At 41.9% G+C, this 23,961-nt stretch carries 20 protein-coding genes and 3 tRNA genes; 1 reads left to right on the top strand and 22 read right to left on the bottom strand.

The features are described from left to right. Window positions 1–128: 128 nt before the first annotated feature. The 16 genes from rpoC to D0T57_RS13435 form a co-directional block, all read right to left on the bottom strand. Entirely contained in the window at window positions 129–4,412 is a 4,284-nt protein-coding gene (gene rpoC / locus D0T57_RS13510; protein ID WP_163274018.1) for a DNA-directed RNA polymerase subunit beta', read from the bottom strand. A 109-nt stretch (window positions 4,413–4,521) separates the two neighbouring features. Then, window positions 4,522–8,334, bottom strand: a complete 3,813-nt coding sequence (gene rpoB, locus D0T57_RS13505; protein WP_163274017.1) for a DNA-directed RNA polymerase subunit beta — start codon at window positions 8,332–8,334, stop codon at window positions 4,522–4,524. A gap of 100 nt (window positions 8,335–8,434) precedes the next feature. Further along, entirely contained in the window at window positions 8,435–8,812 is a 378-nt protein-coding gene (gene rplL / locus D0T57_RS13500) for a 50S ribosomal protein L7/L12 (protein ID WP_163274016.1), read from the bottom strand. Window positions 8,813–8,857: 45 nt separating this feature from the next. Further along, the gene (gene rplJ, locus D0T57_RS13495) at window positions 8,858–9,370 is read right to left on the bottom strand and encodes a 50S ribosomal protein L10 (protein WP_163274015.1); all 513 of its coding nucleotides are present in this window, start codon (window positions 9,368–9,370) and stop codon (window positions 8,858–8,860) included. 24 nt (window positions 9,371–9,394) lie between these two features. Beyond that, entirely contained in the window at window positions 9,395–10,087 is a 693-nt protein-coding gene (gene rplA, locus D0T57_RS13490; RefSeq protein WP_163274014.1) for a 50S ribosomal protein L1, read from the bottom strand. Window positions 10,088–10,104: 17 nt separating this feature from the next. Then, complete coding sequence (gene rplK, locus D0T57_RS13485; protein ID WP_163274013.1) at window positions 10,105–10,548, bottom strand: 50S ribosomal protein L11; 444 nt, start codon at window positions 10,546–10,548, stop codon at window positions 10,105–10,107. 63 nt (window positions 10,549–10,611) lie between these two features. Continuing rightward, complete coding sequence (gene nusG, locus D0T57_RS13480) at window positions 10,612–11,157, bottom strand: transcription termination/antitermination protein NusG (RefSeq protein ID WP_163274012.1); 546 nt, start codon at window positions 11,155–11,157, stop codon at window positions 10,612–10,614. A 15-nt stretch (window positions 11,158–11,172) separates the two neighbouring features. Continuing rightward, window positions 11,173–11,364 carry a preprotein translocase subunit SecE gene (secE, locus tag D0T57_RS13475; RefSeq protein ID WP_163274011.1) on the bottom strand — a complete coding sequence of 64 codons (192 nt, stop codon included), beginning with the start codon at window positions 11,362–11,364 and terminating at the stop codon, window positions 11,173–11,175. 18 nt (window positions 11,365–11,382) lie between these two features. Further along, window positions 11,383–11,454: transfer RNA gene (locus D0T57_RS13470), tRNA-Trp, on the bottom strand. Window positions 11,455–11,503: 49 nt separating this feature from the next. Next, entirely contained in the window at window positions 11,504–12,691 is a 1,188-nt protein-coding gene (gene tuf / locus D0T57_RS13465) for an elongation factor Tu (RefSeq protein ID WP_163274010.1), read from the bottom strand. Between the two features lie 69 nt (window positions 12,692–12,760). Continuing rightward, window positions 12,761–12,832: transfer RNA gene (locus D0T57_RS13460), tRNA-Thr, on the bottom strand. Between the two features lie 107 nt (window positions 12,833–12,939). Continuing rightward, window positions 12,940–13,013: transfer RNA gene (locus D0T57_RS13455), tRNA-Thr, on the bottom strand. 181 nt (window positions 13,014–13,194) lie between these two features. Further along, window positions 13,195–13,494: a ribosome-associated translation inhibitor RaiA gene (gene raiA / locus D0T57_RS13450; RefSeq protein ID WP_163274009.1), complete on the bottom strand. Its 300-nt coding sequence runs from the start codon at window positions 13,492–13,494 to the stop codon at window positions 13,195–13,197. A 19-nt stretch (window positions 13,495–13,513) separates the two neighbouring features. After that, window positions 13,514–14,398 carry a tyrosine-type recombinase/integrase gene (locus tag D0T57_RS13445; RefSeq protein WP_163274008.1) on the bottom strand — a complete coding sequence of 295 codons (885 nt, stop codon included), beginning with the start codon at window positions 14,396–14,398 and terminating at the stop codon, window positions 13,514–13,516. A 61-nt stretch (window positions 14,399–14,459) separates the two neighbouring features. Further along, the gene (gene rpsU, locus D0T57_RS13440) at window positions 14,460–14,651 is read right to left on the bottom strand and encodes a 30S ribosomal protein S21 (RefSeq protein WP_163274007.1); all 192 of its coding nucleotides are present in this window, start codon (window positions 14,649–14,651) and stop codon (window positions 14,460–14,462) included. Between the two features lie 264 nt (window positions 14,652–14,915). After that, window positions 14,916–15,368 (bottom strand): GNAT family N-acetyltransferase, encoded by a 453-nt coding sequence (locus D0T57_RS13435; protein ID WP_163274006.1) that lies wholly within the window; start codon window positions 15,366–15,368, stop codon window positions 14,916–14,918. Window positions 15,369–15,517: 149 nt separating this feature from the next. Here D0T57_RS13435 and prfB point away from each other — a divergent pair. After that, window positions 15,518–16,631, top strand: a protein-coding gene (prfB, locus tag D0T57_RS13430; protein ID WP_163274005.1) for a peptide chain release factor 2 whose coding sequence is annotated in 2 segments (ribosomal slippage) — window positions 15,518–15,580 and window positions 15,582–16,631 — 1,113 coding nt in all. Because the reading frame shifts where the segments join, the coding sequence is not laid out codon by codon here. 54 nt (window positions 16,632–16,685) lie between these two features. On the opposite strand, the gene D0T57_RS13425 is transcribed toward prfB, so the two are convergent. The 6 genes from D0T57_RS13425 to D0T57_RS13400 form a co-directional block, all read right to left on the bottom strand. Then, complete coding sequence (locus D0T57_RS13425) at window positions 16,686–17,888, bottom strand: FprA family A-type flavoprotein (protein ID WP_163274004.1); 1,203 nt, start codon at window positions 17,886–17,888, stop codon at window positions 16,686–16,688. A 19-nt stretch (window positions 17,889–17,907) separates the two neighbouring features. Then, window positions 17,908–18,954, bottom strand: a complete 1,047-nt coding sequence (gene lgt / locus D0T57_RS13420; protein ID WP_163274003.1) for a prolipoprotein diacylglyceryl transferase — start codon at window positions 18,952–18,954, stop codon at window positions 17,908–17,910. 743 nt (window positions 18,955–19,697) lie between these two features. Beyond that, complete coding sequence (locus D0T57_RS13415; protein ID WP_163274002.1) at window positions 19,698–21,650, bottom strand: LTA synthase family protein; 1,953 nt, start codon at window positions 21,648–21,650, stop codon at window positions 19,698–19,700. An 80-nt stretch (window positions 21,651–21,730) separates the two neighbouring features. After that, the gene (glyA, locus tag D0T57_RS13410; RefSeq protein WP_163274001.1) at window positions 21,731–23,011 is read right to left on the bottom strand and encodes a serine hydroxymethyltransferase; all 1,281 of its coding nucleotides are present in this window, start codon (window positions 23,009–23,011) and stop codon (window positions 21,731–21,733) included. 213 nt (window positions 23,012–23,224) lie between these two features. Further along, a complete protein-coding gene (locus D0T57_RS13405) occupies window positions 23,225–23,473 on the bottom strand; it encodes a hypothetical protein (RefSeq protein WP_163274000.1) in 249 nt (82 codons plus the stop codon). A gap of 28 nt (window positions 23,474–23,501) precedes the next feature. Then, a complete protein-coding gene (locus D0T57_RS13400; protein WP_163273999.1) occupies window positions 23,502–23,747 on the bottom strand; it encodes a GlsB/YeaQ/YmgE family stress response membrane protein in 246 nt (81 codons plus the stop codon). Window positions 23,748–23,961 lie beyond the last annotated feature (214 nt).

The raw sequence follows: 23,961 nt of genomic DNA, 5'->3' as shown, positions 1-23,961 counted from the left end.
ATTGCAACTCTAAGATACATATTTTAGAGTGAACGAAAAAGACCGAAGCTATTAAAAACTTCGGTCTTTCATATTTTGGGGCTTTTGACACACCCTCCTTCCATTAACTATAATAAAAGAATAAATAATTATTCTACTGCATCAAAGTCCACAACTGTCTTTCTGGTAGCAGCCATCCTGTCGAAGTCCTCTTTGGTACCTACAACAAGCTTTTCGAACTCGCGTTGGCCTGTACCCGCAGGAAGCAAGTGTCCGCAGATTACATTTTCTTTCAAACCTTCGAGCCTGTCTACTTTCGCATTGATAGCAGCGTCGTTCAGTACTTTCGTTGTTTCCTGGAACGAAGCAGCCGACATAAAGCTTTGAGTTTGAAGGGCAGCACGTGTAATACCTTGAAGTATCTGGTTGGCAGTAGCAGGAACGGCGTCGCGCACGATAACAGGCTTAAGGTCTCTACGTTTGAGCATAGAATTTTCGTCCCTAAGCTTACGGGCGGTAACAATTTGTCCGGCTTCGAATGTTTCAGAATCTCCGGCATCGACTACTACTTTCTTGCCCCAAATCCTGTCATTCTCTTCCATTACATCATACTTGTCGATAACTTGCTGTTCGAGGAAGCGAGTATCTCCCGGATCAATCACTTCTACCTTGCGCATCATCTGACGCACAATTACTTCGAAGTGCTTATCGTTGATTTTCACCCCTTGCAAACGATATACATCCTGTACTTCGTTTACAATATATTCCTGAACGGCTGTAGGCCCCATAATAGCCAGGATATCCGAAGGAGTGGTAGCACCGTCCGACAGTGGCATTCCGGCTCTCACAAAGTCATTCTCCTGTACAAGTATTTGCTTAGATAGCGGCACAAGGTATTTCTTCACTTCGCCAAGTTTGGAAGTAACAATAACCTCCCTGTTACCACGCTTGATCTTACCGAATGAAACCTCTCCGTCTATTTCAGATACTACAGCAGGATTGGATGGGTTACGAGCTTCGAACAACTCGGTCACACGAGGAAGACCTCCCGTGATATCACCCGCCTTACCAACAGCACGAGGTATCTTAACCAGTACATCACCGGCTTTAATCGTATCGTTCTCGTCTTTAACGATGTGTGCACCCAGAGGTAAACTGTACGTTTTGACTGTATTGGCTTTCTCATCCAAGATACGAGCTTCAGGAGCTTTGGTCTTATCACGCGATTCGATGATAATCTTCTCCTTCAAACCGGTCTGCTCATCCGATTCTACTTTATATGTAATACCTTCTATTACATTATCGAACTGGATACGTCCGGTAGCTTCGGATATGATAACTGCATTAAATGGATCCCATTCGCAGATCAGGTCGTCTTTCTTCACCTTAGCTCCGTCTTTGAAGTAAAGCTTAGAACCGTAAGGTATATTGTGAGTAAGGAGTACGATCTTAGTATTCGGATCAACCAGACGAAGTTCAACCAAACGGCTGACAACAATCTGAGTTTTCTTTCCAAATTCGTCTACTGCATCAACTACGCGCAAGTCGTCGATTTCGAGTACTCCATCGTATTTTGCTACGATACTATTTTCAGTTGCAATGTTGGATGCGATACCCCCAACGTGGAATGTACGAAGCGTAAGCTGTGTTCCCGGCTCACCGATCGACTGTGCAGCAATAACACCGACAGCCTCTCCACGCTGAACCATACGTCCTGTAGCAAGGTTACGTCCGTAACATTTACCACAAACACCTTTCTTCGATTCGCAGGTAAGCACCGAGCGGATCTCAACGCTTTCGATAGGCGAATTTTGAATAATTGCAGCTTTATCTTCTGTGATTTCTTCACCCGATTCCACAATAATCTCTCCCGTAGAAGGATGTTGGATGTCGTGTACTGAAACGCGTCCCAAGATACGCTCGTATAGCGAAGCTACAACCTCTTCGTTATTCTTAAGTTCTGTACAAACAAGGCCACGCAATGTTCCACAGTCTTCCTCGTTGATTATCACGTCTTGCGAAACGTCAACAAGACGACGGGTCAGATATCCGGCATCGGCTGTTTTCAATGCGGTATCGGCAAGACCTTTACGCGCACCGTGGGTAGAGATAAAGTACTCTAACACCGACAAACCTTCTTTAAAGTTGGACAAGATCGGATTCTCGATAATCTGAGCCCCTTCTGCCCCACTCTTCTGCGGTTTCGCCATCAATCCACGCATACCCGAAAGCTGACGAATCTGCTCTTTCGAACCACGGGCCCCCGAATCCAACATCATATATACGGAGTTGAATCCTTGATTATCTTCCGAAAGTTGCTTCATCAAGATGTTAGACAACTTGGAGTTGATATGAGTCCATGTATCGATAATCTGGTTGTAACGCTCGTTGTAGGTAATGAATCCCATATTATAGTTATTCAATATCTGCTCAACTTCGTCGTAACCCTGAGCTACCAATTCATCTTTTTCAGCCGGTATAATCACATCTTCGAGGTTGAACGACAGACCTCCGCGGAATGCCATTGTATAACCCAGATCCTTAATATCATCGAGGAACTGAGCTGTACGTGCAACTCCCGATATTTTGATTACATTTCCGATAATATCGCGAAGCGATTTCTTGGAAAGGATTTCATTTATATAACCAACTTCGTAAGGCACAATCTCATTGATCATAACACGTCCGACTGTAGTTTCGCGCATTACGTCTACAATATTGCCATGTTCATCAAGGTCTTTTACATATACCTTAACAAGGGCATGTATATCTACCTTTCCTTCGTTGTAGGCAATAACTGCTTCTTCTGCTCCGTAGAATGTCAGACCTTCTCCTTTTGCTCCTTTACGTATCTTAGTGATATAGTAAAGGCCAAGAACCATGTCTTGCGATGGTACTGTAATAGGCGCACCATTTGCAGGGTTAAGGATATTGTGAGAAGCAAGCATCAACATCTGAGCCTCAAGGATAGCTTCGTTGCCCAACGGCAAATGAACGGCCATCTGGTCGCCGTCGAAGTCGGCATTGAACGCCGTACACGATAGTGGATGCAACTGGATTGCCTTACCTCCGATCATCTTAGGTTGGAATGCCTGAATACCCAGACGGTGAAGTGTAGGAGCACGGTTGAGCAATACAGGGTGTCCTTTCATTACATGTTCGAGGATGTCCCATACCACAGGCTCTTTGCGGTCTACAATCTTCTTCGCCGATTTTACAGTCTTCACTATGCCGCGCTCGATAAGCTTACGGATAATGAACGGTTTGTAAAGCTCGGCAGCCATATCCTGAGGGATACCACATTCGTGCATCTTCAATTCAGGACCAACGACAATTACCGAACGGGCAGAATAGTCGACACGTTTACCCAGCAAGTTCTGACGGAAACGTCCTTGTTTACCTTTCAAACTGTCGGAAAGCGATTTCAACGGACGGTTGGCGTCAGTTTTCACTGCGCTCGATTTACGTGAGTTGTCGAACAATGAGTCGACTGCTTCCTGAAGCATGCGCTTTTCGTTACGCAAGATTACTTCCGGAGCTTTTATATCAATAAGCCTTTTCAGACGGTTGTTACGAATAATAACACGGCGATAAAGGTCGTTCAGGTCGGATGTTGCAAAACGTCCTCCATCGAGTGGAACCAACGGGCGCAACTCTGGCGGAATCACAGGAACGATCTTTACGATCATCCATTCCGGCTTGTTCTTTCCTTTCGATCCACGGAAAGCTTCTATAACCTGTAACTGCTTCAAAGCCTCGTTCTTACGTTGTTGCGAAGTATCTGTACTTGCCTTATGGCGAAGGTTGTTTGCCAAAGAATCGAGATTGATACGCGACAACAAATCGTAGACTGCTTCTGCTCCCATCTTGGCAATGAACTTGTTAGGGTCGGTATCGTCTAACAGTTGATTGTCTTTCGGAAGTGTATCCAGTATATTCAGATATTCTTCTTCTGTCAACAAATCTTTTTCTACTACGCCATCTTCGGCTTTTACACCTGCCTGAATTACCACATAGCGTTCGTAGTATATGATAGTATCAAGTTTCTTTGTCGGTATCCCCAACAAATATCCCATCTTGTTAGGAAGAGAACGGAAATACCAGATATGAGCAACCGGCACTACCAGATGGATGTGCCCTGTACGCTCGCGACGTACTTTCTTTTCTGTAACTTCAACCCCGCATCGGTCGCAGACAATACCTTTGTAACGGATTCTTTTGTATTTACCGCAATGACATTCGTAGTCTTTTACAGGACCAAAAATGCGCTCGCAGAAAAGACCATCGCGTTCAGGCTTATAAGTACGGTAGTTGATTGTTTCGGGTTTCAAAACTTCACCGCTCGATGCTTCAAGAATTTCTTCGGGAGAAGCAAGGCTTACGGTAATTTTCGAAAAGTTACTCTTTACTTTATTTTCTTTTCTAAAAGCCATATACTTTTTTGTCTTTAAAAGCTGTTAGCTGTTAGCTATTAGCTGTTTACTAGAGTATTTAAATCCGTTAGCTAATAGCCTTATGGGCCAGAAGCTAACGGCTGAGTAATTAGTCAAGCGAAACGCTTAGTCCCAGACCACGCATTTCGTGCAACAATACGTTGAGAGACTCAGGTATGCCCGGTTGCGGCATAGGCTCGCCCTTAACGATTGCTTCGTATGCCTTGGAACGTCCTACTACGTCGTCAGACTTGATAGTCAATATTTCTCTCAGGATGTGAGCAGCACCGAATGCCTCAAGTGCCCAAACCTCCATCTCTCCGAAACGCTGACCTCCGAACTGAGCTTTACCTCCAAGTGGCTGTTGTGTGATAAGCGAGTAAGGACCGATAGAACGCGCGTGCATCTTATCTTCGACCATGTGTCCCAGTTTCAGCATATATATTATACCTACTGTAGCGTGTTGGTCGAATTGGTCTCCCGATCCACCATCGAACAAGCGGACTTTACCATAGCGAGGAACCCCTGCTTCGTCGGTCCATTTATTCAAATCGTCGAGACTGGCTCCGTCGAAGATAGGGGTAGCAAATTTAACTCCCAGTTCTTTTCCTGCCCATCCCAATACAGTTTCGAATATCTGTCCAAGGTTCATACGTGAAGGCACACCCAGCGGGTTTAACACGATATCCACCGGCGATCCATCCGGTAAGAACGGCATATCTTCCTGACGGACAATACGCGATACGATACCTTTGTTACCGTGGCGTCCCGCCATCTTATCACCTACCTGTATCTTACGTTTTTTAGCTACATAGACTTTCGCTATCTGAACGATTCCCGAAGGCAGTTCGTCCCCGATTGTAAGGTCGAAGCGTTTACGTTTAAGTTCGGCATCAAGCTCTTTATATTTGCGGAGATAGTTAACTATAACGTCGCGAATAAGCCCGTTTTTGTGCTCATCGGCTGTCCAGTTACTTACCTGAACCGATTCGTAGTCTATGTTTTCCAAAGCTCCTTTTGTGAACTTCGAACTTTTAGCTATAATCTCTACATTCAGGTAATCTTTTACTCCCTGCGATGTCTTACCCTCTGTCAGAACCAATAGTTTGTCTACCAGCCTTGTTTTGAGTTTAGCCATCTTTTCTTCGTACTCTTCATCCAGTTTAGGAAGCAAAGCTTTGCTCGAAAGTTTTGTCTTTCCTTTTTTAGATGCTTTAGAGAACAGGTTGGAACCGACAACAACACCTTTCAATGAAGGAGATGCTTTCAATGAAGCGTCTTTCACATCGCCGGCTTTGTCGCCAAAGATAGCGCGAAGAAGTTTTTCTTCGGGAGAAGGATCGGATTCTCCTTTTGGAGTAATCTTACCTATAAGGATATCACCCGGATTTACGCGGGCTCCGATACGGATAATACCTCTTTCGTCGAGATCTTTTGTGGCTTCTTCGCTCACATTCGGAATATCGGATGTAAGTTCTTCAACACCACGCTTAGTATCGCGCACCTCAAGGGCAAATTCTTCTACGTGAACCGAAGTGAATATATCTTCGCGTACAATGCGTTCGTTTAATACGATAGCATCCTCGAAGTTGTATCCTTTCCACGGCATGAATGCCACTTTAAGGTTTTTACCGATAGCAAGTTCCCCGTTTTCGGTAGAATATCCTTCTGTTAATATTTCGTTTAACTCAACTCTATCGCCTTTCCTGCAAATCGGACGAAGGTCGATAGTCGTATTCTGGTTAGTTTTGCGGAATTTAGGTATTTTATAAGTCTTGATAGCATCGTCGAATGCTACAAAGTCTTCGTCATCTGTACGGTCATATTTGATCTTGACAGTATCAGCATCGACAAACACCACTTCTCCTGCACCTTCGGCTACGATTTGTGTGCGCGAATCGCGGATAAGCTGCCCTTCGATACCTGTACCCACAATCGGAGCCTCGGTACGAAGCAATGGCACTGCCTGGCGCATCATGTTCGATCCCATCAACGCACGGTTGGCATCGTCATGCTCCAAAAAAGGAATCAATGATGCCGCAATAGATGCAATCTGAGTCGGCGATACGTCCATCAGCTCTACTTCTTCCGGAGCAATTACAGGATAATCGGCATCCTGACGGGCTTTTACACGTTTGAGTATAAATGAGCCATCGTCATTCAACGGAGCATTACCTTGTGCGATAAGTCTGTCCTCTTCCTCTTCGGCTGCAAGATATACGATTCCATTATCCGAAAGATCTACCTTTTTATCAGCAACCTTACGATAAGGAGTCTCGATAAATCCGAGATCGTTGATCTTAGCATACACACAAAGCGAAGAAATCAGACCGATATTCGGTCCTTCCGGTGTTTCGATAGGACAAAGACGTCCGTAGTGAGTATAGTGAACGTCGCGCACCTCAAAACCTGCTCTTTCGCGCGAAAGTCCACCAGGCCCAAGGGCTGACATACGGCGTTTGTGCGTAATCTCTGCCAATGGATTTGTTTGATCCATAAACTGAGACAGTGCATTTGTACCGAAGAATGTATTTACAACCGATGATATTGTCTTAGCATTAATCAGGTCGATTGGAGTAAAGACCTCATTATCGCGTACATTCATTCTTTCGCGAATGATACGTGCCATACGGTTAAGACCAACTCCAAACTGGTTGAAAAGTTGCTCGCCAACTGTACGTACACGACGGTTGCTCAAGTGGTCGATATCATCAACTATTGCTTTAGAGTTTATCAACTCTATCAGATATTTAATAATTTCGATGATATCTTCCTTTGTCAACACGCGAACATCTGAACTGGTGTTGAGGTTCAGTTTCTTGTTTATCCTATAACGCCCAACCTCTCCCAGGTCGTAACGTTTTTCGGAGAAGAACAAGTTATTTATTACCTCGCGTGCGCTGGTGTCATCAGCAGGCTCTGCACTACGCAATTGCCTGTAGATATGACGCACAGCATCAATTTCCGAGTTACTCGGGTCTTTTTGCAAGGTATTATATATTATTGCATAATCGGATATATTTACCGACTCTTTGTGCAACAATATAGAAGCAACCCCCGAATCTACAATAAGATCAAGATGGTCTTTTTCGAGAACAGTCTCACGTTCGAGGATAACTTCGTTACGCTCTATAGATGTCACCTCTCCGGTATCTTCATCTACAAAGTCTTCCATCCACGAACGAAGTATACGGGCTGCAAGTTTACGCCCTAATACTTTCTTTATATTTTGTTTTGTAACTTTTATTTCTTCTGCCAGATCGAATATTTCGAGAATATCGCGGTCGCTTTCGAAACCTATTGCACGAAGCAATGTTGTTACAGGTAATTTTTTCTTACGATCGATGTATGCATACATGACATTGTTGATGTCTGTTGCAAATTCGATCCAAGAACCTTTGAACGGAATAATACGCGCCGAATAAAGTTTTGTTCCATTGGCATGCATCGTTTGTCCGAAAAATACACCCGGCGAACGGTGAAGCTGGGATACAACTACACGTTCAGCACCATTGATGACAAAGGTACCCTTGTCGGTCATATAAGGAATCAGCCCAAGATAAACATCCTGTATAACTGTATCAAAATCTTCGTGGTCTGGATCTGTACAATAGAGTTTCAGCTTAGCTTTCAGAGGCACGCTATATGTTAAACCTCTTTCGATACATTCCTCGATAGTATAGCGGGGCGGATCGATAAAGTAGTCTAAAAACTCCAGTACAAAGTTGTTTCGTGTATCGGCTATAGGAAAGTTTTCAGCAAAAACTTTGTATAAGCCTTCGTTTTTCCTTCTTTCAGGAGGGGTATCTAGTTGTAGAAAGTCTCGGAACGACTTTAACTGTACTTCTAAGAAATCCGGATAAGGAAGTGGATTTTTTATCGAAGCAAAATTGACTCTTTGAGTTGTATTTATTGAAGACATGGATAACCAATTTTATTGAACTTATTACTTTTGACGCAAAAAGGTTAAGAACCTTCTTACGGGAAGGCTCCTAACCAAATATCCTTTCTCAGGACTTTTTTTACTTAAGTTCAATTTCAGCTCCAGCTTCTTCTAGTTGTTTTTTCAATGCGTCAGCCTCATCTTTAGCAACTCCTTTTTTCAATTCGCTAGGAGCAGCATCTACTAGATCTTTTGCTTCTTTCAAACCAAGTCCTGTTAGTTCTTTCACAGCTTTAACAACTGCAAGTTTGTTAGCACCTGCTGATTTAAGAACAACATCGAAAGATGATTTTTCTTCAGCAGCGTCTGCTGCACCTCCAGCAACCGGTCCCGCAACAGCAACTGCAGCAGCAGCTGGTTCGATACCATATTCAGTCTTTAGAATTTCAGCTAATTCGCTAACTTCTTTTACTGTCAAATTTACTAGTTGTTCTGCAATAGCTTTGATATCTGCCATTTTTGTATAAATTAAAATTGTTATTATTCTTTTGTTTTAATAAAATTATCTCTTAGACAATGTTTCTAAGACGCCATGGATAGTATTTCCTCCCGATTGAAGGGCTGAAATAACATTCTTGGCCGGAGATTGAAGCAACATGATAATATCGCCAACAAGTTCTTCTTTGCTTTTGATATTTTCCAATGCTTCCAGGTTGTTAGCACCCAGATAGAAGCCTTCTTGTGCATAAGCAGCTTTCAGAGCAGGGATACCTTCTTTTTTGTATTTAGCAATCAGTTTAGCCGGTGCATTGGCTGTGTTGGAAAACATGATAGCTGTATTACCTTTCAATACCGGATATAGGTCCGAAAAGTCGCCTTCAAGTGATTCCAAAGCCTTTTGCAACAATGTGTTTTTTACGACCATCAGTTTGATCTCACTTTTTGCGCATTCTCTTCTCAATTCGCTTGTTTTAGACGAATTAAGCGTAGCAATATCTGTAAGATAGAAATGAGCGTAATCTTTTATTGTAGCGGCTATTGTTTCTATGATAGTGCTTTTATCTTCCTTTCTCATAATGTTCAGTCAATTTTTAAATGATTAATCTACTGATTTCGGGTCGATTTTAATACCCGGGCTCATAGTACTTGAAAGACAAACACTTTTCACATATGTTCCTTTAGCAGCAGAAGGTTTAAGCTTGATAAGTGTAGCAATAAACTCTTTTGCATTGTCGTTAATCTGATCGGCAGAGAAAGACACTTTACCTACAGAAGTATGTACAATACCAGCTTTATCTACTTTAAAGTCGATTTTACCGGATTTCACTTCCTGTACGGCCTTAGCAACATCCATAGTTACGGTACCACTTTTCGGGTTAGGCATCAGTCCACGAGGACCTAATACGCGTCCGAGAGCACCGATTTTACCCATGATAGCAGGTTGAGTGATGATAACATCAATATCAGTCCAGCCACCTTTTATTTTTTCAATATATTCGTCCAGTCCCACATAATCGGCTCCTGCTTCTTTTGCAGCAGCTTCAGCATCAGGTGAACATAATACCAAAACTCTTACTTGTTTTCCGGTTCCATGAGGAAGAGACACAACGCCCCTTACCATCTGGTTAGCTTTACGCGGATCTACACCAAGGCGAACATCTACATCGACTGAAGCGTCGAATTTAGAAGTTGTAATTTCTTTTACAAGAGCCGAAGCTTCGGCCAATGTATATAATTTCCCTGCTTCAATCTTGCTAAAAGCTAACTTTTGATTTTTTGTAAGTTTACCCATCTCAATTGAAGTTTTAATTAATTATTTTCAGGGAAAGCCCCTTTTACGGTGATACCCATACTTCTTGCTGTACCAGCAACCATTTTCATAGCAGATTCTACTGTAAAACAGTTCAAGTCAGTCATTTTATCTTCTGCAATGGCTTTTACTTGATCCCATGTAATTTCGGCAACTTTTTTACGGTTAGGCTCAGCCGATCCGCTTTTTTGTTTTGCAGCTTCAAGCAATTGAACTGCTACCGGTGGTTGTTTTACTATAAAATCGAAAGACTTATCTGCGTAGTAAGTTATTACAACTGGCAATATTTTACCCGCCTTGTCTTGAGTTCTGGCATTAAATTGCTTACAGAAATCCATGATATTGATACCTTTCGAACCCAAAGCAGGTCCTACGGGAGGAGATGGATTTGCTGCACCGCCTTTAATCTGTAACTTTAATTGTCCAGCAATTTCTTTAGCCATTTTTGTTTCTGATTTTTAGTTTAAATAAACTTAAGATTGAACATTCGGCATGCGTAACCAAGCTTACTGTTCTTTTTCGACTTGCATGTAGTTTAATTCGAGCGGAGTTTTCCGTCCGAATATTTTAACCATCACTTTCAGTTTCTTTTTCTCGGTATTAACTTCTTCTATAATACCGGAAAAGCCCGAGAAAGGACCATTGATCACTTTCACGTTCTCGCCTACAATATATTGCACATCCATCCCTACTTCTTGCTCATCCAATTCGTCCATTGTTCCGAGAATACGGTTTACTTCCGACTGGCTCAATGGTTGCGGATTGGTTGTATTGGGCAAGAAACCTGCAACAAAGTTAATGTTGCGCAGTTCATGGATTACTTCGCCTATCAGAGCAGCTTCTATCAAAATATAACCGGGAAGATAAGCTCTTTCTTTAAGAACTTTCTTTCCGTTACGCATGATATAAGTCTTTTCTGTAGGAATAAGCACCTGAGAAATATATTTCCCTAAGTCTGTCTTTTTTATCTCGGATTCAAGGTATTCTTTTACCTTGTTTTCCTTTCCGCTAACAGCACGTAGAACGTACCATTTCTTTTCGATTTCAGTCATAGCTTTTTGATAAAATTACAGACCGTAGAATACATTCTTAAGAATGCCTTCGAAGGCAGAGTCGATACCCCAGACTACCACTGACATCACAATGGAAGCAATCATGACAATGACAGCGCTGTTTGTCAACTCTGAACGAGATGGCCAAGAAACCTTGTGTACAAGCTCGTTATAAGAATCTTTAATATAGTTAATTATCTTTTTCATTACTCTTTTGAGTTTTTGCACGGGCGGAGAGATTCGAACTCCCGACATTTGGTTTTGGAGACCAACGCTCTACCACTGAACTACGCCCGTAAATTAAGCCGGTTGTTTTACCGAACCGGCTTATATTTATTGATTGAAATTAGTCAACAATTTCAGTTATCTGACCTGCACCTACTGTACGTCCACCTTCGCGGATAGCGAAACGAAGACCTACATTACAAGCTACTGGGTAGATAAGTTCTACATTGATAGTCAAGTTATCACCTGGCATTACCATATCTGTTCCTTCTGGAAGAGAGATCTCGCCAGTTACGTCCAATGTACGAATATAGAACTGAGGACGGTATTTGTTGTGGAATGGAGTGTGACGACCACCTTCTTCTTTCTTCAAGATATAAACCTCTGCTTTGAATTTAGTATGAGGAGTTATCTTTCCAGGGTGAGTGATTACCATACCACGTTTGATTTCGTCTTTGTCGATACCACGAAGAAGAAGACCTACGTTGTCACCAGCTTGTCCGTCGTCAAGGATTTTGCGGAACATTTCCACTCCTGTAACAACTGATTTTTTAGCTTCTGCTCCAAGACCAATGATTTGAACTTCTTCACCAGTTTTGATTTTACCAGTTTCGATACGACCTGTAGCAACTGTACCACGACCTGTGATAGAGAACACGTCTTCAACCGGCATCAAGAATGGTTTATCTACATCGCGTGGAGGAAGTGGAATCCAAGAGTCTACCGAGTTCATAAGCTCTAGCACTTGGCTTACCCACGGCTCAACGCCATTCAATGCACCAAGAGCAGATCCGCGGATAACTGGAGTATTGTCACCATCGAACTCATAGAATGAAAGAAGTTCTCTCATTTCAAGTTCAACAAGCTCCAACATTTCTTCGTCTTCAACGATATCACATTTATTCATGAATACAACCAATCTTGGAACGTTTACCTGACGTGCAAGTAGGATATGCTCGCGAGTTTGAGGCATCGGACCATCAGTAGCAGCAACTACGATGATAGCACCGTCCATTTGAGCAGCACCGGTAACCATGTTTTTCACGTAGTCGGCGTGGCCTGGACAGTCAACGTGTGCATAGTGACGATTAGCTGTTTCATATTCTACGTGAGAAGTATTGATTGTTATACCACGTTCTTTTTCTTCAGGAGCGTTGTCAATTTGATCAAATGATTTAGCTTCAGAAAGACCTGCATCTGCCAACACTTTAGTAATAGCAGCAGTCAGGGTAGTCTTACCGTGGTCAACGTGACCGATAGTACCGATGTTAACATGCGGTTTCGCCCGGTTAAAATGTTCTTTTGCCATAATTATCTTCCTTTATTATTTTAGTTAATGTATATAAATTCTAAGAGAATTACCTCACAATAAAATTTGAGCCCATGACGGGATTTGAACCCGTGACCTCTTCCTTACCAAGGAAGTGCTCTACCACTGAGCTACATTGGCAGTTATCTTTCAGTCTTCAATGGTTAAATTTCGCTAAAAACACCATTTACGAAAACAAAAGACAGAAGTTCGCTTGTTATTATACCAAACTTCTTGTTTTTCCTTCGAGCCTCTTGTCGGATTCGAACCAACGACCCCGAGATTACAAATCACGTGCTCTGGCCAACTGAGCTAAAGAGGCATAAAATTCTAATTTTGCCACCGCCACCAATAGATTAATGGCGAAACGGCGACAAAATTAGAAATTATTTTTTAGAATCACAATACTTTGCGTATTTATTTTCAACTCTTGCTTTCTTTTATCCCGCAAGGACTATCTAAGTGTAAAGATAGTGGATTTTATTTATATTACAATTTAAGTTTTATTTTGCCCGGGCTTTTTCCTTAGCTTTCAATATCTGCTTTTCCAGAGCTTCTACGTTCAGCATTACAGCCTCTTCGAATGTATCTGCAACTTTATTTGAGAACAACTCTCCGTTTTTAATATTTAATTTAATAGAAGCCTCCTTATTGTTTGCTGTTTCGGGTTTTACGACCTTCAGTATAACTTCTGCATCGACTATTGCATCCGAAAATTTATCAAGCTTCGACAGTTTCTTTTCTATAAACTCTTTCAATTGGGTAGTGGCATCGAAATGCACCGACTGAATTGCAATATTCATAATGTTTCCTCCTTTTATTTTAGGCCCGCGGATGAGCCTTGTTATAAATTTTCTTTAATTCTTCGAATGAAGTGTGTGTGTATATTTCTGTTGCCGCCAGACTGGAATGCCCTAACAACTCCTTCATTGCATTAATGTCCGCTCCATTGTTCAGCATTGTAGTTGCAAAGGTATGGCGTAAAACGTGAGGGCTATCTTTTGCCAATGTTGGTATTTGTCCCAGAGTTTTTGTTACAATCCGGTGCACCATCATCGGGTACAACTGCCCTCCGTCATTCTTAACAAACAAATAACCTGTTTGGTTGCATATTTCTTCGTCTCTCTTTTGCTTATATTCGTTAAGCATCTCAATCATACCATTGCTTACAGGCACAATCCGTTGTTTATTACGCTTTCCTGTTACGCGAATAGACTTACCGCCCTCTTCCACATCTTCGTCTCTAAGCCCGATCAGTTCTGCCCGACGGATACCGGTAACATAAAACAACTCGATAATAACCCGATCCCTGATACTCTCGAAAGAATCTTCATCGCTAGGTTCCAACAGAAGATCCATATCTTTTTCGTTAACAAACACAGGCAGGGGTTTTGCCGCCTTCGGCCCGGTTACCTTATACAATGGGTTAGCAGAAACTTCTCCTATCCGCAAAAGGTATTTGTAAAATGATTTCAAAGAACTCAGCTTCCTGTTTACCGAGCGTGCAGAGCTCCCCCCTTCCACCAGAAAGGCAATCCACATACGCGCAATATCCCTATCTACAGCAAGGATATCTACACCTGGAAAATGCACGGACAAGAAGTCGGCGAATTGCTTAAGGTCGGTAGAATAAGAAATCTCCGTATGTAAAGAATAATTCTTTTCATAACGGAGATACTTTATATATTTTTCTATCCACTTCGTCATCCGTCGGGGTTTATATCCTGCATGACGAAGTTAAGAATATTTTATGAGAAAGACAACAGGATTAGTCTTCCGAACGATGCATTTTTTGTACATAAACAGCGTGAAGTCTTTGCTCTCTTTTCACTACCGATGGCTTGCGAAACTCCTGACGTCTTCTAAGTTCTTTAACCACACCTGTTTTTTCGTATTTTCTTTTAAATTTCTTAAGCGCTTTTTCTATATTTTCGCCTTCTTTCAATGGTACGATAATCATAATCTAAATTTGATTTTATATATTTTTTATTTTTAATTCAGTTTATTTAAATAGAGGAACCACCCTCTAAGCAATAGATAAATTGCTAACTATATAATGATTATTTTTAACGGACAATTATTCTCAAACATTACTATTGAAGCAATATTCCAATCATTTACCAATAATATTTGTTCAAGAATCCATTAAACCTCCTCTCTATTTTCGGGGTGCAAATTTAGGATATAAATTATTAATATACAAGTTATTTTTCGAAAAATAACGCTATCTTTTCTTCATTTGGATATGAGGCAGACCATCTTCCAGATAAACATCACTAGTCTTTACGAATCCATGGCTTTCATAAAACTTCTGCAAGTATAGCTGTGCCGAAATCGTGATTTCCGTCTCGTCCAGCAAGGTAGTTTCCAGCTCAACAGCTTTACTCATCAACTGATGCCCATAGCCATATTTACGATATTCCGGCGCTACAACGACCCTCCCGATACAAGCTTCTTCGAAATAATCGCCAGCGCGGAACAAGCGGCAATAAGCCACAAGTTTCCCTTCGGCATAACCATGCAGGTGCAATGCTTTCTGGTCTTTATAATCCATATCAAGATAAGGAGCATCCTGTTCTACAACAAACACTTTGCATCTTAAATGAAGGATATCATATAGTTCTGAGGTAGTAAGTTCGTCAAATCTGCTGACTTTCCAGTCGAGGTCTTTTTCCATCTTGATCATTATTTAGGGGCAAAGATAAGAATCATTTGGTATATAAAAACAGATGGCAGCACAACATCTGAAGGCAAAACAGCGACAACTCTGTATTTTTTGTTATACATTTGCATCTCAAATTTTATTCACCTAACAATTAATCAGATATGATTACATCAGACCAACTAAAAGAAGTGTTGGAGCGCGAGGACGCGCTGAGGAGGCATCTTTGACGTCGATGCCAAGAAAATACAACTCGAAGAAGAAGAACTAAGGACACAGGCTCCCGGTTTTTGGGACGATGCCAAGTCGGCCGAAGCGCAAATGAAAATCATCCGCGGGCTAAAAGGATGGATCGAAGGGTACAGCGAAGTAAAGGCTGCTACCGAAGAACTCCAGCTTGCTTTCGACTTCCAGAAAGAAGGAGTAACCTCCGAAGAGGAAGTAGACCTTGCCTACAAAAATGCCCTGGAGCAGGTAGAGAGCCTTGAACTTAAGAATATGCTCCGCAGGGAAGAAGATAAACTCGGTGCTGTACTGAAAATCAATAGTGGCGCCGGAGGTACAGAAGGGCAAGACTGGTCGTCCATGCTATTCCGTATGTACCAACGCTGGTGCGAAGCCAAAGGCTACAAAACGACTGTCACCAACTGGCAGGACGGAGACGAGGCCGGCATAAAAACAGCGACCCTCCAGGTGGAAGGAGAATATGCCTATGGCTACCTGAAATCGGAGAACGGTGTACACCGCCTTGTCAGGGTTTCGCCATTCAATGCACAGGGAAAACGCATGACTTCATTTGCCTCGGTATTCGTTGTTCCATTGGTGGATGATACCATCGAAATAGAAGTCAATCAATCAGATATCACCTGGGATACTTTCCGTTCGAGCGGGGCAGGAGGCCAGAATGTAAATAAAGTAGAGACTGGAGTACGCCTCCACTACAAATACAAAGACCCCGAAACCGGCGAGGAGAAAGAGATAGTGATAGAAAACACCGAAAGCCGCTCCCAGTTTGGCAATAAGGACAACGCGATCAGGTTGCTGAAATCTCAACTCTACGAAATGGAGCTGGAGAGACGCAGCCGCGAACAATCGAAGATAGAAGCCGGGAAGAAAAAGATCGAATGGGGTTCGCAGATACGCAGCTATGTATTTGACGACCGCAGGGTGAAAGACCATCGCACAAATTACCAGACATCGAATGTCAATGCAGTAATGGATGGCGACCTCGACGACTTTATAAAAGCCTACCTGATGGAATTTGGAGAAGACGCCTGATACGGCAAAAGATATGGTAAAGAAGCCCGCGGATATGTCCGGCGGGCTTTTTTGTTATCTGTCTTGTTTCAATCTATCTGCCATCGCTTTACCCAGAGCAATGCAGGCATCGTGCGTATCCAGCTGCATAGCCTGTTTCATTTCCACCGGGTTGCCTACTACCTCAAACTTGGTATCTTCGGCAAACTGAGCCAGACGCTTCACTGCCGCACCAGCCCATGTAAACGAACCGAAGTAGCCGAAGTAGCGGTTCTTCATATCGCGGCCTTCTACTTTCGACAGCAGGTATTCCACTTCCGGAAACAGCTTATTGTTGTATGTAGGAGAGCCTACTATAAGTCCTTTGTACTTGAATATATCGCGGATGATATATGAGTGCGAACGTTTTGACACGTTGTGCAATATAATCTCCCTGATCCCTTGTTGTGCCAACTCGTAAGCAACAGTCTCGGCCATTTGTTCGGTGTTGCCATACATACTGCCATAGGCTATAACAACCCCTTCGTCGCCCTGGTAGCGGCTCAGTTTATCGTAGATACTGACCACCTTCTCTATCTGGTCGGGCAATGTCCATACAGGGCCGTGAGTAGAACAAATATAGTTGATTTCAAGTGTTGACAGTTTCTCCAAAGCCTTTTGCACCGGCGAGCCGAACTTCCCTACAATATTGGAATAGTAACGGATCATCTCGTCGTAATAACGCTCCGGATACAACTGGGCATCTGTTATCCCGCCATCAAGAGTACCGAATGTACCGAAAGCATCGCCCGAAAAGATAATCTTACTTGTCTTTTCGTAAGTCATCATTGTTTCCGGCCAGTGAACCATCGGAGTTAGGTAAAACACAAGCTGGTGTTTGCCCAACGATAGTTCTTCTCCGTCGGCAATTACCTTTACGCCATCGGTTATCCCGTGGAAGCCCTGCACCATATCGGCAGTCCGCTTATTCCCTATTATTTGCACGTTCGGGAAACGGCTTTTCAGCAATCCCAACGAACCTGAATGATCGGGTTCCATGTGATTGATAACAACATAATCGAGCTGCTTGCCATCCAATGCTATTTCCAGCTTGTGGAAGAAAGTATCGGAATAACAAACATCTACTGTATCGAACAAGGCTGTTTTTTCATCCTTTATCAGATACGAATTATAGGACACACCCTTAGGCAAAGGCCACAAGTTTTCGAAGAGGTGTTTTGTACGGTCGTTGACCCCTACATAAAACAGATCCTCCTTTATTGGAATTGGTTTCAACATATTACAAAGATTACTAACACTATTTCTTTTTGACATTTTGCCGAACCGGTTCTGGTGCGGTCTCCTTCTTCCGAAGCGCATTCCAAACGAGGTATATACCCCATATAACAAACGGAAGGCTAAGTAGTTGCCCCATATTCATCCCGATGGTTTCCTGCATATATACTTCGAATGGCTCTTGCAAATTCTTTATATATTCGATACAAAACCGGGAAAGGAATATGCCGACCAACGTAATGCCCAGGATAAGCCCTGTCCTGTTCCTTGCCGAAGTTTTATAAAAGAGGAAAAGCCCCAGAAAGAAAAGGAGCAAATATATTCCTGCCTCGTATAATTGCGTAGGATGAGCAGGTAGTTCGCCACCGCCACCTTCGGTCAAAGGCAAGTGCCAATGCCTGTCTTTTACGAAGTTAAAACCCCAAGGCAAACTGGTTGGCCCACCGTATATTTCAGAGTTCATCAGATTACCCAAACGGATGGACGTAGCACCAATGGCAACACCGATAACCAAACGGTCGAGAGTCTTGATAGACATTGCGCGGGTATCGTACACCATAGCGATGCAAGCACCTATACATAAGCCCATAAGAGCCAGTTCGCCGAATGTAAGTGACGGTGTGCCCATAAAAACGCCCAGCAGGTAATATACTATCCCACCCAGAGCAAAACCTGCTACAGAGAAGATAGCAAACAGCTTCCAGTTGAATTTCTGTGCTGTTATTTTCAACGAATAGAGGCAGACACCGATGGTCATACCTATGGCTCCGCCATGACTGGCAAGCCCGCCTTCCCATACTTTAAGCAATTCTAATGGATGAGACAGATAATAGTCTTGCGCATAAAACAGGCAATGCCCGAGGCGCGCACCTATTATGAGGCCAACCAAGACATAGAGGAACAAAGAATCGAACCACTTGTCGGGCGTTTTCTCGTATTTATACATCCGTTGCACAACAAGAGATGTACACAATACTCCCGCGGCCCATAAAATACCATACCAACGGATATCTCTTCCTAGAAGAGAAAAAGCTTCAGGATCGACATCCCATGTAATAAATCCTAACATATATTTTCAGTTTCGTTTGCTACTTTGATGTATTATATCGATTGATTTGGTGTTACTTTTTAGAGTTACGGAACAAAAAAGTAACACTTGTAACAGTTTTATGCTTACTTTTCATTGTTACTTTTTCTTTAGATACAGGTAAACAAGATGCGAGGCACAAGTTCATATTTTATAAGAAACCAACTCGTTAACTCGTCTACTGGCATCTTCTATCTTTCAAAAAAGTAACAAAAGTAACACCTTTTAGCTATTTTCTCACTGTTACTTTTTCGTCCCTCTTGTCGTGGCTTTGCTCACAAGTCCCCCGCGGGGGATTGAGGTTAAAAAAGTAACGAAAGCGCAGTATATGACAAAAAAATGATATTCCCGCGAAAGCCTGTAGGGGCGTAATATCTTACGCCCGATACAATCGACGGGCGAATGATAATTCGCCCCTACAAAGCTCATATTACAATGATTCAATTTTTTGTCATGTACTATGCAAAAGTAACACATATTACTACTTTTTCCTTGTTACTTTTTCTCTCCGTTTCCTCCCTATGGAGGATAGAGGGATCTATATGCTTATACTAAGTAACTAAAGAACCGCTGTTCTTCCATATAGATAAAGTATTTCCATCTTTATTGCTAAATACAGATTGCAAATATATAAAATTTAGCAATCAAATAAGGTTTATTCAGACGATTAAGATGTCCAATACATCTTTTTCCTTTTTAGAATGCGTCTAAATATCTGATAGATTTTATTTAGGAGAGCGAACCAGCTTGTTTTTCACCAGATAATCGGCAAGAGTAATAGTAGATATAGCATACGATTTCATGCTTTCGGCTTTCTCTGCATAATCGGATGTAAAATCCCTGATATCCTTCTCCCTGTACTTATACAGCCCACCCGTTTTCTGGTGCGGATTGTACAAATAGAAAAACTCATTGTCTATACATCCCAGATAATTATCTGAAACAAAGACCGAATAGTCACGTTTCTCCTTAAACAAATCTATTCCAAACGAGTCGTTTATATAAGGACGGTTGAGCAGTCCCATCACAGTGGGGAAAATATCGGTTTGCCCCGCCATCGTCTTCAACCTCCGTGGCACATCGTTAAACAGAGGAGAATATATAAAAAGAGGTACATGGTTGTAGCTTATCGGCATATCGTAACCCTGCTTGCCCGTAACGGCTCCATGATCGCCCAGAATCACGAATATTGTATTCTTAAACCATGCCTGTTTTTGTGCCTTTTCCATAAATTCTTTCAGGCTGGTATCCATAAAGGCTATTATCCTTTCCTGATCATTGTTTCCTGCCTGAGTGAAACGATCGGGCACTATATAGGGAGGATGGTTGCTTACTGTCATAAAAGTAGCCAAGAAAGGCTTTTTCTCTTCGGCTATTTCATTTAGCTTATTCAATCCAAATTCGAATAAATAATCATCCTGAACACCGAAATTATTTACAACCTTATCCTGCGGATAATCGTATTGCGAATAGACATGATCGAACCCGTTTTCGCTAAGGAAAGAATACATATTATCGTATTGGGGGTCGTGCGTCAGAAAAAACATCGTTTCATATCCCTGTTCTTTCAGATTGACAGGTAAACCGGTATAATAATCGACTTCCACATTCATCATCGGCCGTTCGAATATGGCCGGAAATCCGTAGAGCGACGATGCAATCCCATTATTGGTATGTATGCCTGCCGAATAAAAATTTTCGAAATAGTACGACTTGCCAATCAATTCGTTCATATAAGCAGCTACCGGCTTGCCATTATATTTCAGGCCGAGGTAATCGTTTGCCATCGATTCGAGCAATATGACGACCACATTTGCCTTTTTAGCTTCGCCTTCTGCCTCTATATAGCGGTTTATGGGATTGCTACGACTTTCCGGCAGAGAATCGATCCGGAGGCTATTGCGCATAAATACGATTGCATCGTCAACACTCATCACACCGTCCAGTTTATCCTTTTGCTTTTTCTGCACCCCCATGCTTTTTATCAGGTAAAATGCAGGATTGATACCTAGCTGGTTGTAGAGAGAAACATTCCCGAAATACGCACCACTTACCCGCAATGGATAGCGTCCGAGGCTACCTCTGATTCCCAGAAAGCAAAACGCGAATACAATGATAATCAGTGGTATGTAAACAGCATAGTCTTTTTTCTTCAAATCGGAAGCGACCGTCGATTTCAACTTTCGTCCGAATGCAAAGATCAATATCCCAAATAGAATAATCAGAAATAAAAAAACAGCTATATATACATAATAAGAACTTTCCTGCAATATCATCCCCACAGTGCCGCCAAAAGCAAACCAGCCAAAAGCAGATGCGCCCAGATGGGAGAAAAAGTAAGAGAAGTAAGGTATATCGGCTGCCGACACTGCAAATACAAGTGCATATCCCACGATGAAGAATACGTTGAATATGGTAATCAACGAAGAAGGAATCCGGTTGAAAAGAGATAATATAAGCAAGACGACAGCAGGCAGAACTATTATATAGCAGCTTATAAGATTGTCGAATTGCACACCTTTCAGCATGGCTTTCGATAAGAAAACCATCTGATTATCGGCATCGCCCGCCTGATCTATATTTGTAAAATATAACACAAGGCGAAAAACGGCTAAAACAATAAGGGCTAGTATATGTACGGATGCCAGGTAACGAAGTACCGCCAAAGGCTTTTTCATAGTGTCAGTATAAACGTTTTATCAAATTAAAAGGGTTGTAGTGACGTACAACCCTTCAAATATATATGTATCTTTATTTCTTACCAAGCAAACAAAGGATAATCTTTCATTATCGAATTTACTTTTTCGTGTACTGACTTGATTACTTTTTCGTCTTCCGGTGCAGAAAGTACCGTATCAATCATTTCTACAATTTCGCCCATCAATTCTTCTTTAGCTCCACGCGTAGTTATCGCCGGCGTACCAAACCGGAGACCCGAAGTAAGGAAAGGACTGCGGCTATCGAACGGAACCATATTTTTATTGGTAGTAATATCTGCCTGAACCAAAACCTTCTCAGCCAATTTACCTGTCAGTTCCGGAAATTTAGGACGAAGGTCTATCAGCATTGAGTGGTTGTCTGTTCCGCCCGATACTACTTTATAACCTTTATCCATAAATGCCTGAGCCATTACTTTAGCATTCTTTTTCACCTGCTCCTGATATACTTTATACGATGGATCTAAAGCTTCGGCAAAAGAAACTGCTTTAGCTGCAATTACATGCTCTAGCGGACCTCCCTGTATTCCAGGGAATACGGCCGAGTCGAGCAAAGCAGACATCATACGCACTTCTCCTTTTGGAGTTTTCTTTCCCCACGGATTTTCGAAGTCTTTCCCCAGCATTATTGCACCTCCACGCGGACCACGTAGTGTCTTATGTGTGGTAGTAGTCACAATATGAGCATGAGCCAGCGGATTGTTTAACAAACCGGCAGCAACCAGTCCGGCAGGATGTGCCATATCCACCATAAAGATGGCTCCTATTTCGTCTGCGACTTTACGGATACGCGCATAATCCCAATCGCGAGAGTATGCCGAAGCACCTGCAATTATCAATTTCGGCTTTTCCTGACGGGCAACCTGTTCCAGTTGTTCATAATCTACCTGCTCGGTATCCTGACGCACATTATATTCTAAAGCATGGAATACCAAACCCGAAAAGTTTACAGGCGAACCATGAGAAAGGTGTCCACCATGCGAAAGATTCAAACCTAAAAATTTATCTCCGGCTTGCATACAAGCGAGAAAAACGGCAGCATTGGCCTGAGCACCCGAATGAGGCTGAACGTTAGCCCATTCTGCTCCGAATATTTCTTTCAAACGGTCTATAGCCAGTTGCTCGCTTAAATCTACAATTTCACAACCTCCATAATATCTTTTCCCGGGATAGCCCTCTGCATATTTATTTGTCAAACACGAGCCCATAGCTTGCATTACTTGCTCACTAACGAAATTTTCAGAAGCAATCAATTCGATTCCTTTCAACTGACGTTGATACTCTCTTTCGATAATATCAAAAATTGCAGTGTCTTTTTTCATAAACAGATATATTTTGTTGTAAAATTAGGGATTCCCTACCTATTTTTATTATTTTGAATGTATTTTACAAGAAATTTGATTTTCGAGATACAAAGGTAATGATTATAATTATTTTCATATAGGCTTTTCACAATTTTATTATAACCATATTGCATAAAAAGAAATGCGTAGGCAAATTCGCCTACGCATTGCACGTTATAAAAAGACTGATGCTTAAGAGTGCGATTCCACCATTTCATCAACTTTCTCTTTTGCTTTACTGATTTCGTGTTCAGCCCTGCCTTTCAAATATTCCACTTGATTTTTACTTACATCTACTACATTTTTCAGATCTCTTTTTGTCTTATCTGCAAATTTATGTAAGTCTTCATACATGCCGTCAAATTTTCCCTGCTTATACAATCTGTAAGCTACAAAACTTGCAGCAAGTCCTACAACTGCTCCTGCTATAATTTTCTTCATACTTTTTCAGTTTTATTTATTATTACCTTTATTCCTTCTTCTTAAAGAACGAAATAATCCAAAGCAGAACAACTGCCCCGATTGTCGACATAACCAGATTCCCTAATAAAGAGTTGACACCTACCCCCAACAGGGTAAATATCCATCCTCCGAGCAATCCACCTACGACACCTACTATAAGATTTAAGATAAGACCAAAGCCACTACCTTTCATTATCTTACCTGCGATAAAACCAGCAGCAATACCAATAATTATTGACCAAATGAATCCCATAAATTATATATTTATTTCTTTATACTTAATACTAGATAAACATATAATAGATAAAAAAGTTCTGAGTAAAGTGAAATTATAATGGAGACTGAAGAAAAACTTCATCTAACAAACAAAAAAAAGACCCATTAGAATTATTATCTAATGAGTCTTTTAATATTAATAAAAACGGCGGTAACCTACTCTCCCACTTTTACGCAGTACCATCGGCACG

This window comes from Dysgonomonas sp. 511, from assembly GCF_010501105.1.
GTDB lineage: Bacteria > Bacteroidota > Bacteroidia > Bacteroidales > Dysgonomonadaceae > Dysgonomonas.
This window is presented reverse-complemented; position numbering and strand designations above follow the sequence as displayed.

Bases quoted from the DNA above. Each gene is read 5' to 3' on its own strand.
- rpoC (WP_163274018.1), bottom strand. From the start codon at position 4,412: ATGGCTTTTAGAAAAGAAAATAAAGTAAAGAGTAACTTTTCGAAAATT.
- rpoB (WP_163274017.1), bottom strand. From the start codon at position 8,334: ATGTCTTCAATAAATACAACTCAAAGAGTCAATTTTGCTTCGATAAAA.
- rplL (WP_163274016.1), bottom strand. From the start codon at position 8,812: ATGGCAGATATCAAAGCTATTGCAGAACAACTAGTAAATTTGACAGTA.
- rplJ (WP_163274015.1), bottom strand. From the start codon at position 9,370: ATGAGAAAGGAAGATAAAAGCACTATCATAGAAACAATAGCCGCTACA.
- rplA (WP_163274014.1), bottom strand. From the start codon at position 10,087: ATGGGTAAACTTACAAAAAATCAAAAGTTAGCTTTTAGCAAGATTGAA.
- rplK (WP_163274013.1), bottom strand. From the start codon at position 10,548: ATGGCTAAAGAAATTGCTGGACAATTAAAGTTACAGATTAAAGGCGGT.
- nusG (WP_163274012.1), bottom strand. From the start codon at position 11,157: ATGACTGAAATCGAAAAGAAATGGTACGTTCTACGTGCTGTTAGCGGA.
- secE (WP_163274011.1), bottom strand. From the start codon at position 11,364: ATGAAAAAGATAATTAACTATATTAAAGATTCTTATAACGAGCTTGTA.
- tuf (WP_163274010.1), bottom strand. From the start codon at position 12,691: ATGGCAAAAGAACATTTTAACCGGGCGAAACCGCATGTTAACATCGGT.
- raiA (WP_163274009.1), bottom strand. From the start codon at position 13,494: ATGAATATTGCAATTCAGTCGGTGCATTTCGATGCCACTACCCAATTG.
- D0T57_RS13445 (WP_163274008.1), bottom strand. From the start codon at position 14,398: ATGACGAAGTGGATAGAAAAATATATAAAGTATCTCCGTTATGAAAAG.
- rpsU (WP_163274007.1), bottom strand. From the start codon at position 14,651: ATGATTATCGTACCATTGAAAGAAGGCGAAAATATAGAAAAAGCGCTT.
- D0T57_RS13435 (WP_163274006.1), bottom strand. From the start codon at position 15,368: ATGGAAAAAGACCTCGACTGGAAAGTCAGCAGATTTGACGAACTTACT.
- D0T57_RS13425 (WP_163274004.1), bottom strand. From the start codon at position 17,888: ATGTTGAAACCAATTCCAATAAAGGAGGATCTGTTTTATGTAGGGGTC.
- lgt (WP_163274003.1), bottom strand. From the start codon at position 18,954: ATGTTAGGATTTATTACATGGGATGTCGATCCTGAAGCTTTTTCTCTT.
- D0T57_RS13415 (WP_163274002.1), bottom strand. From the start codon at position 21,650: ATGAAAAAGCCTTTGGCGGTACTTCGTTACCTGGCATCCGTACATATA.
- glyA (WP_163274001.1), bottom strand. From the start codon at position 23,011: ATGAAAAAAGACACTGCAATTTTTGATATTATCGAAAGAGAGTATCAA.
- D0T57_RS13405 (WP_163274000.1), bottom strand. From the start codon at position 23,473: ATGAAGAAAATTATAGCAGGAGCAGTTGTAGGACTTGCTGCAAGTTTT.
- D0T57_RS13400 (WP_163273999.1), bottom strand. From the start codon at position 23,747: ATGGGATTCATTTGGTCAATAATTATTGGTATTGCTGCTGGTTTTATC.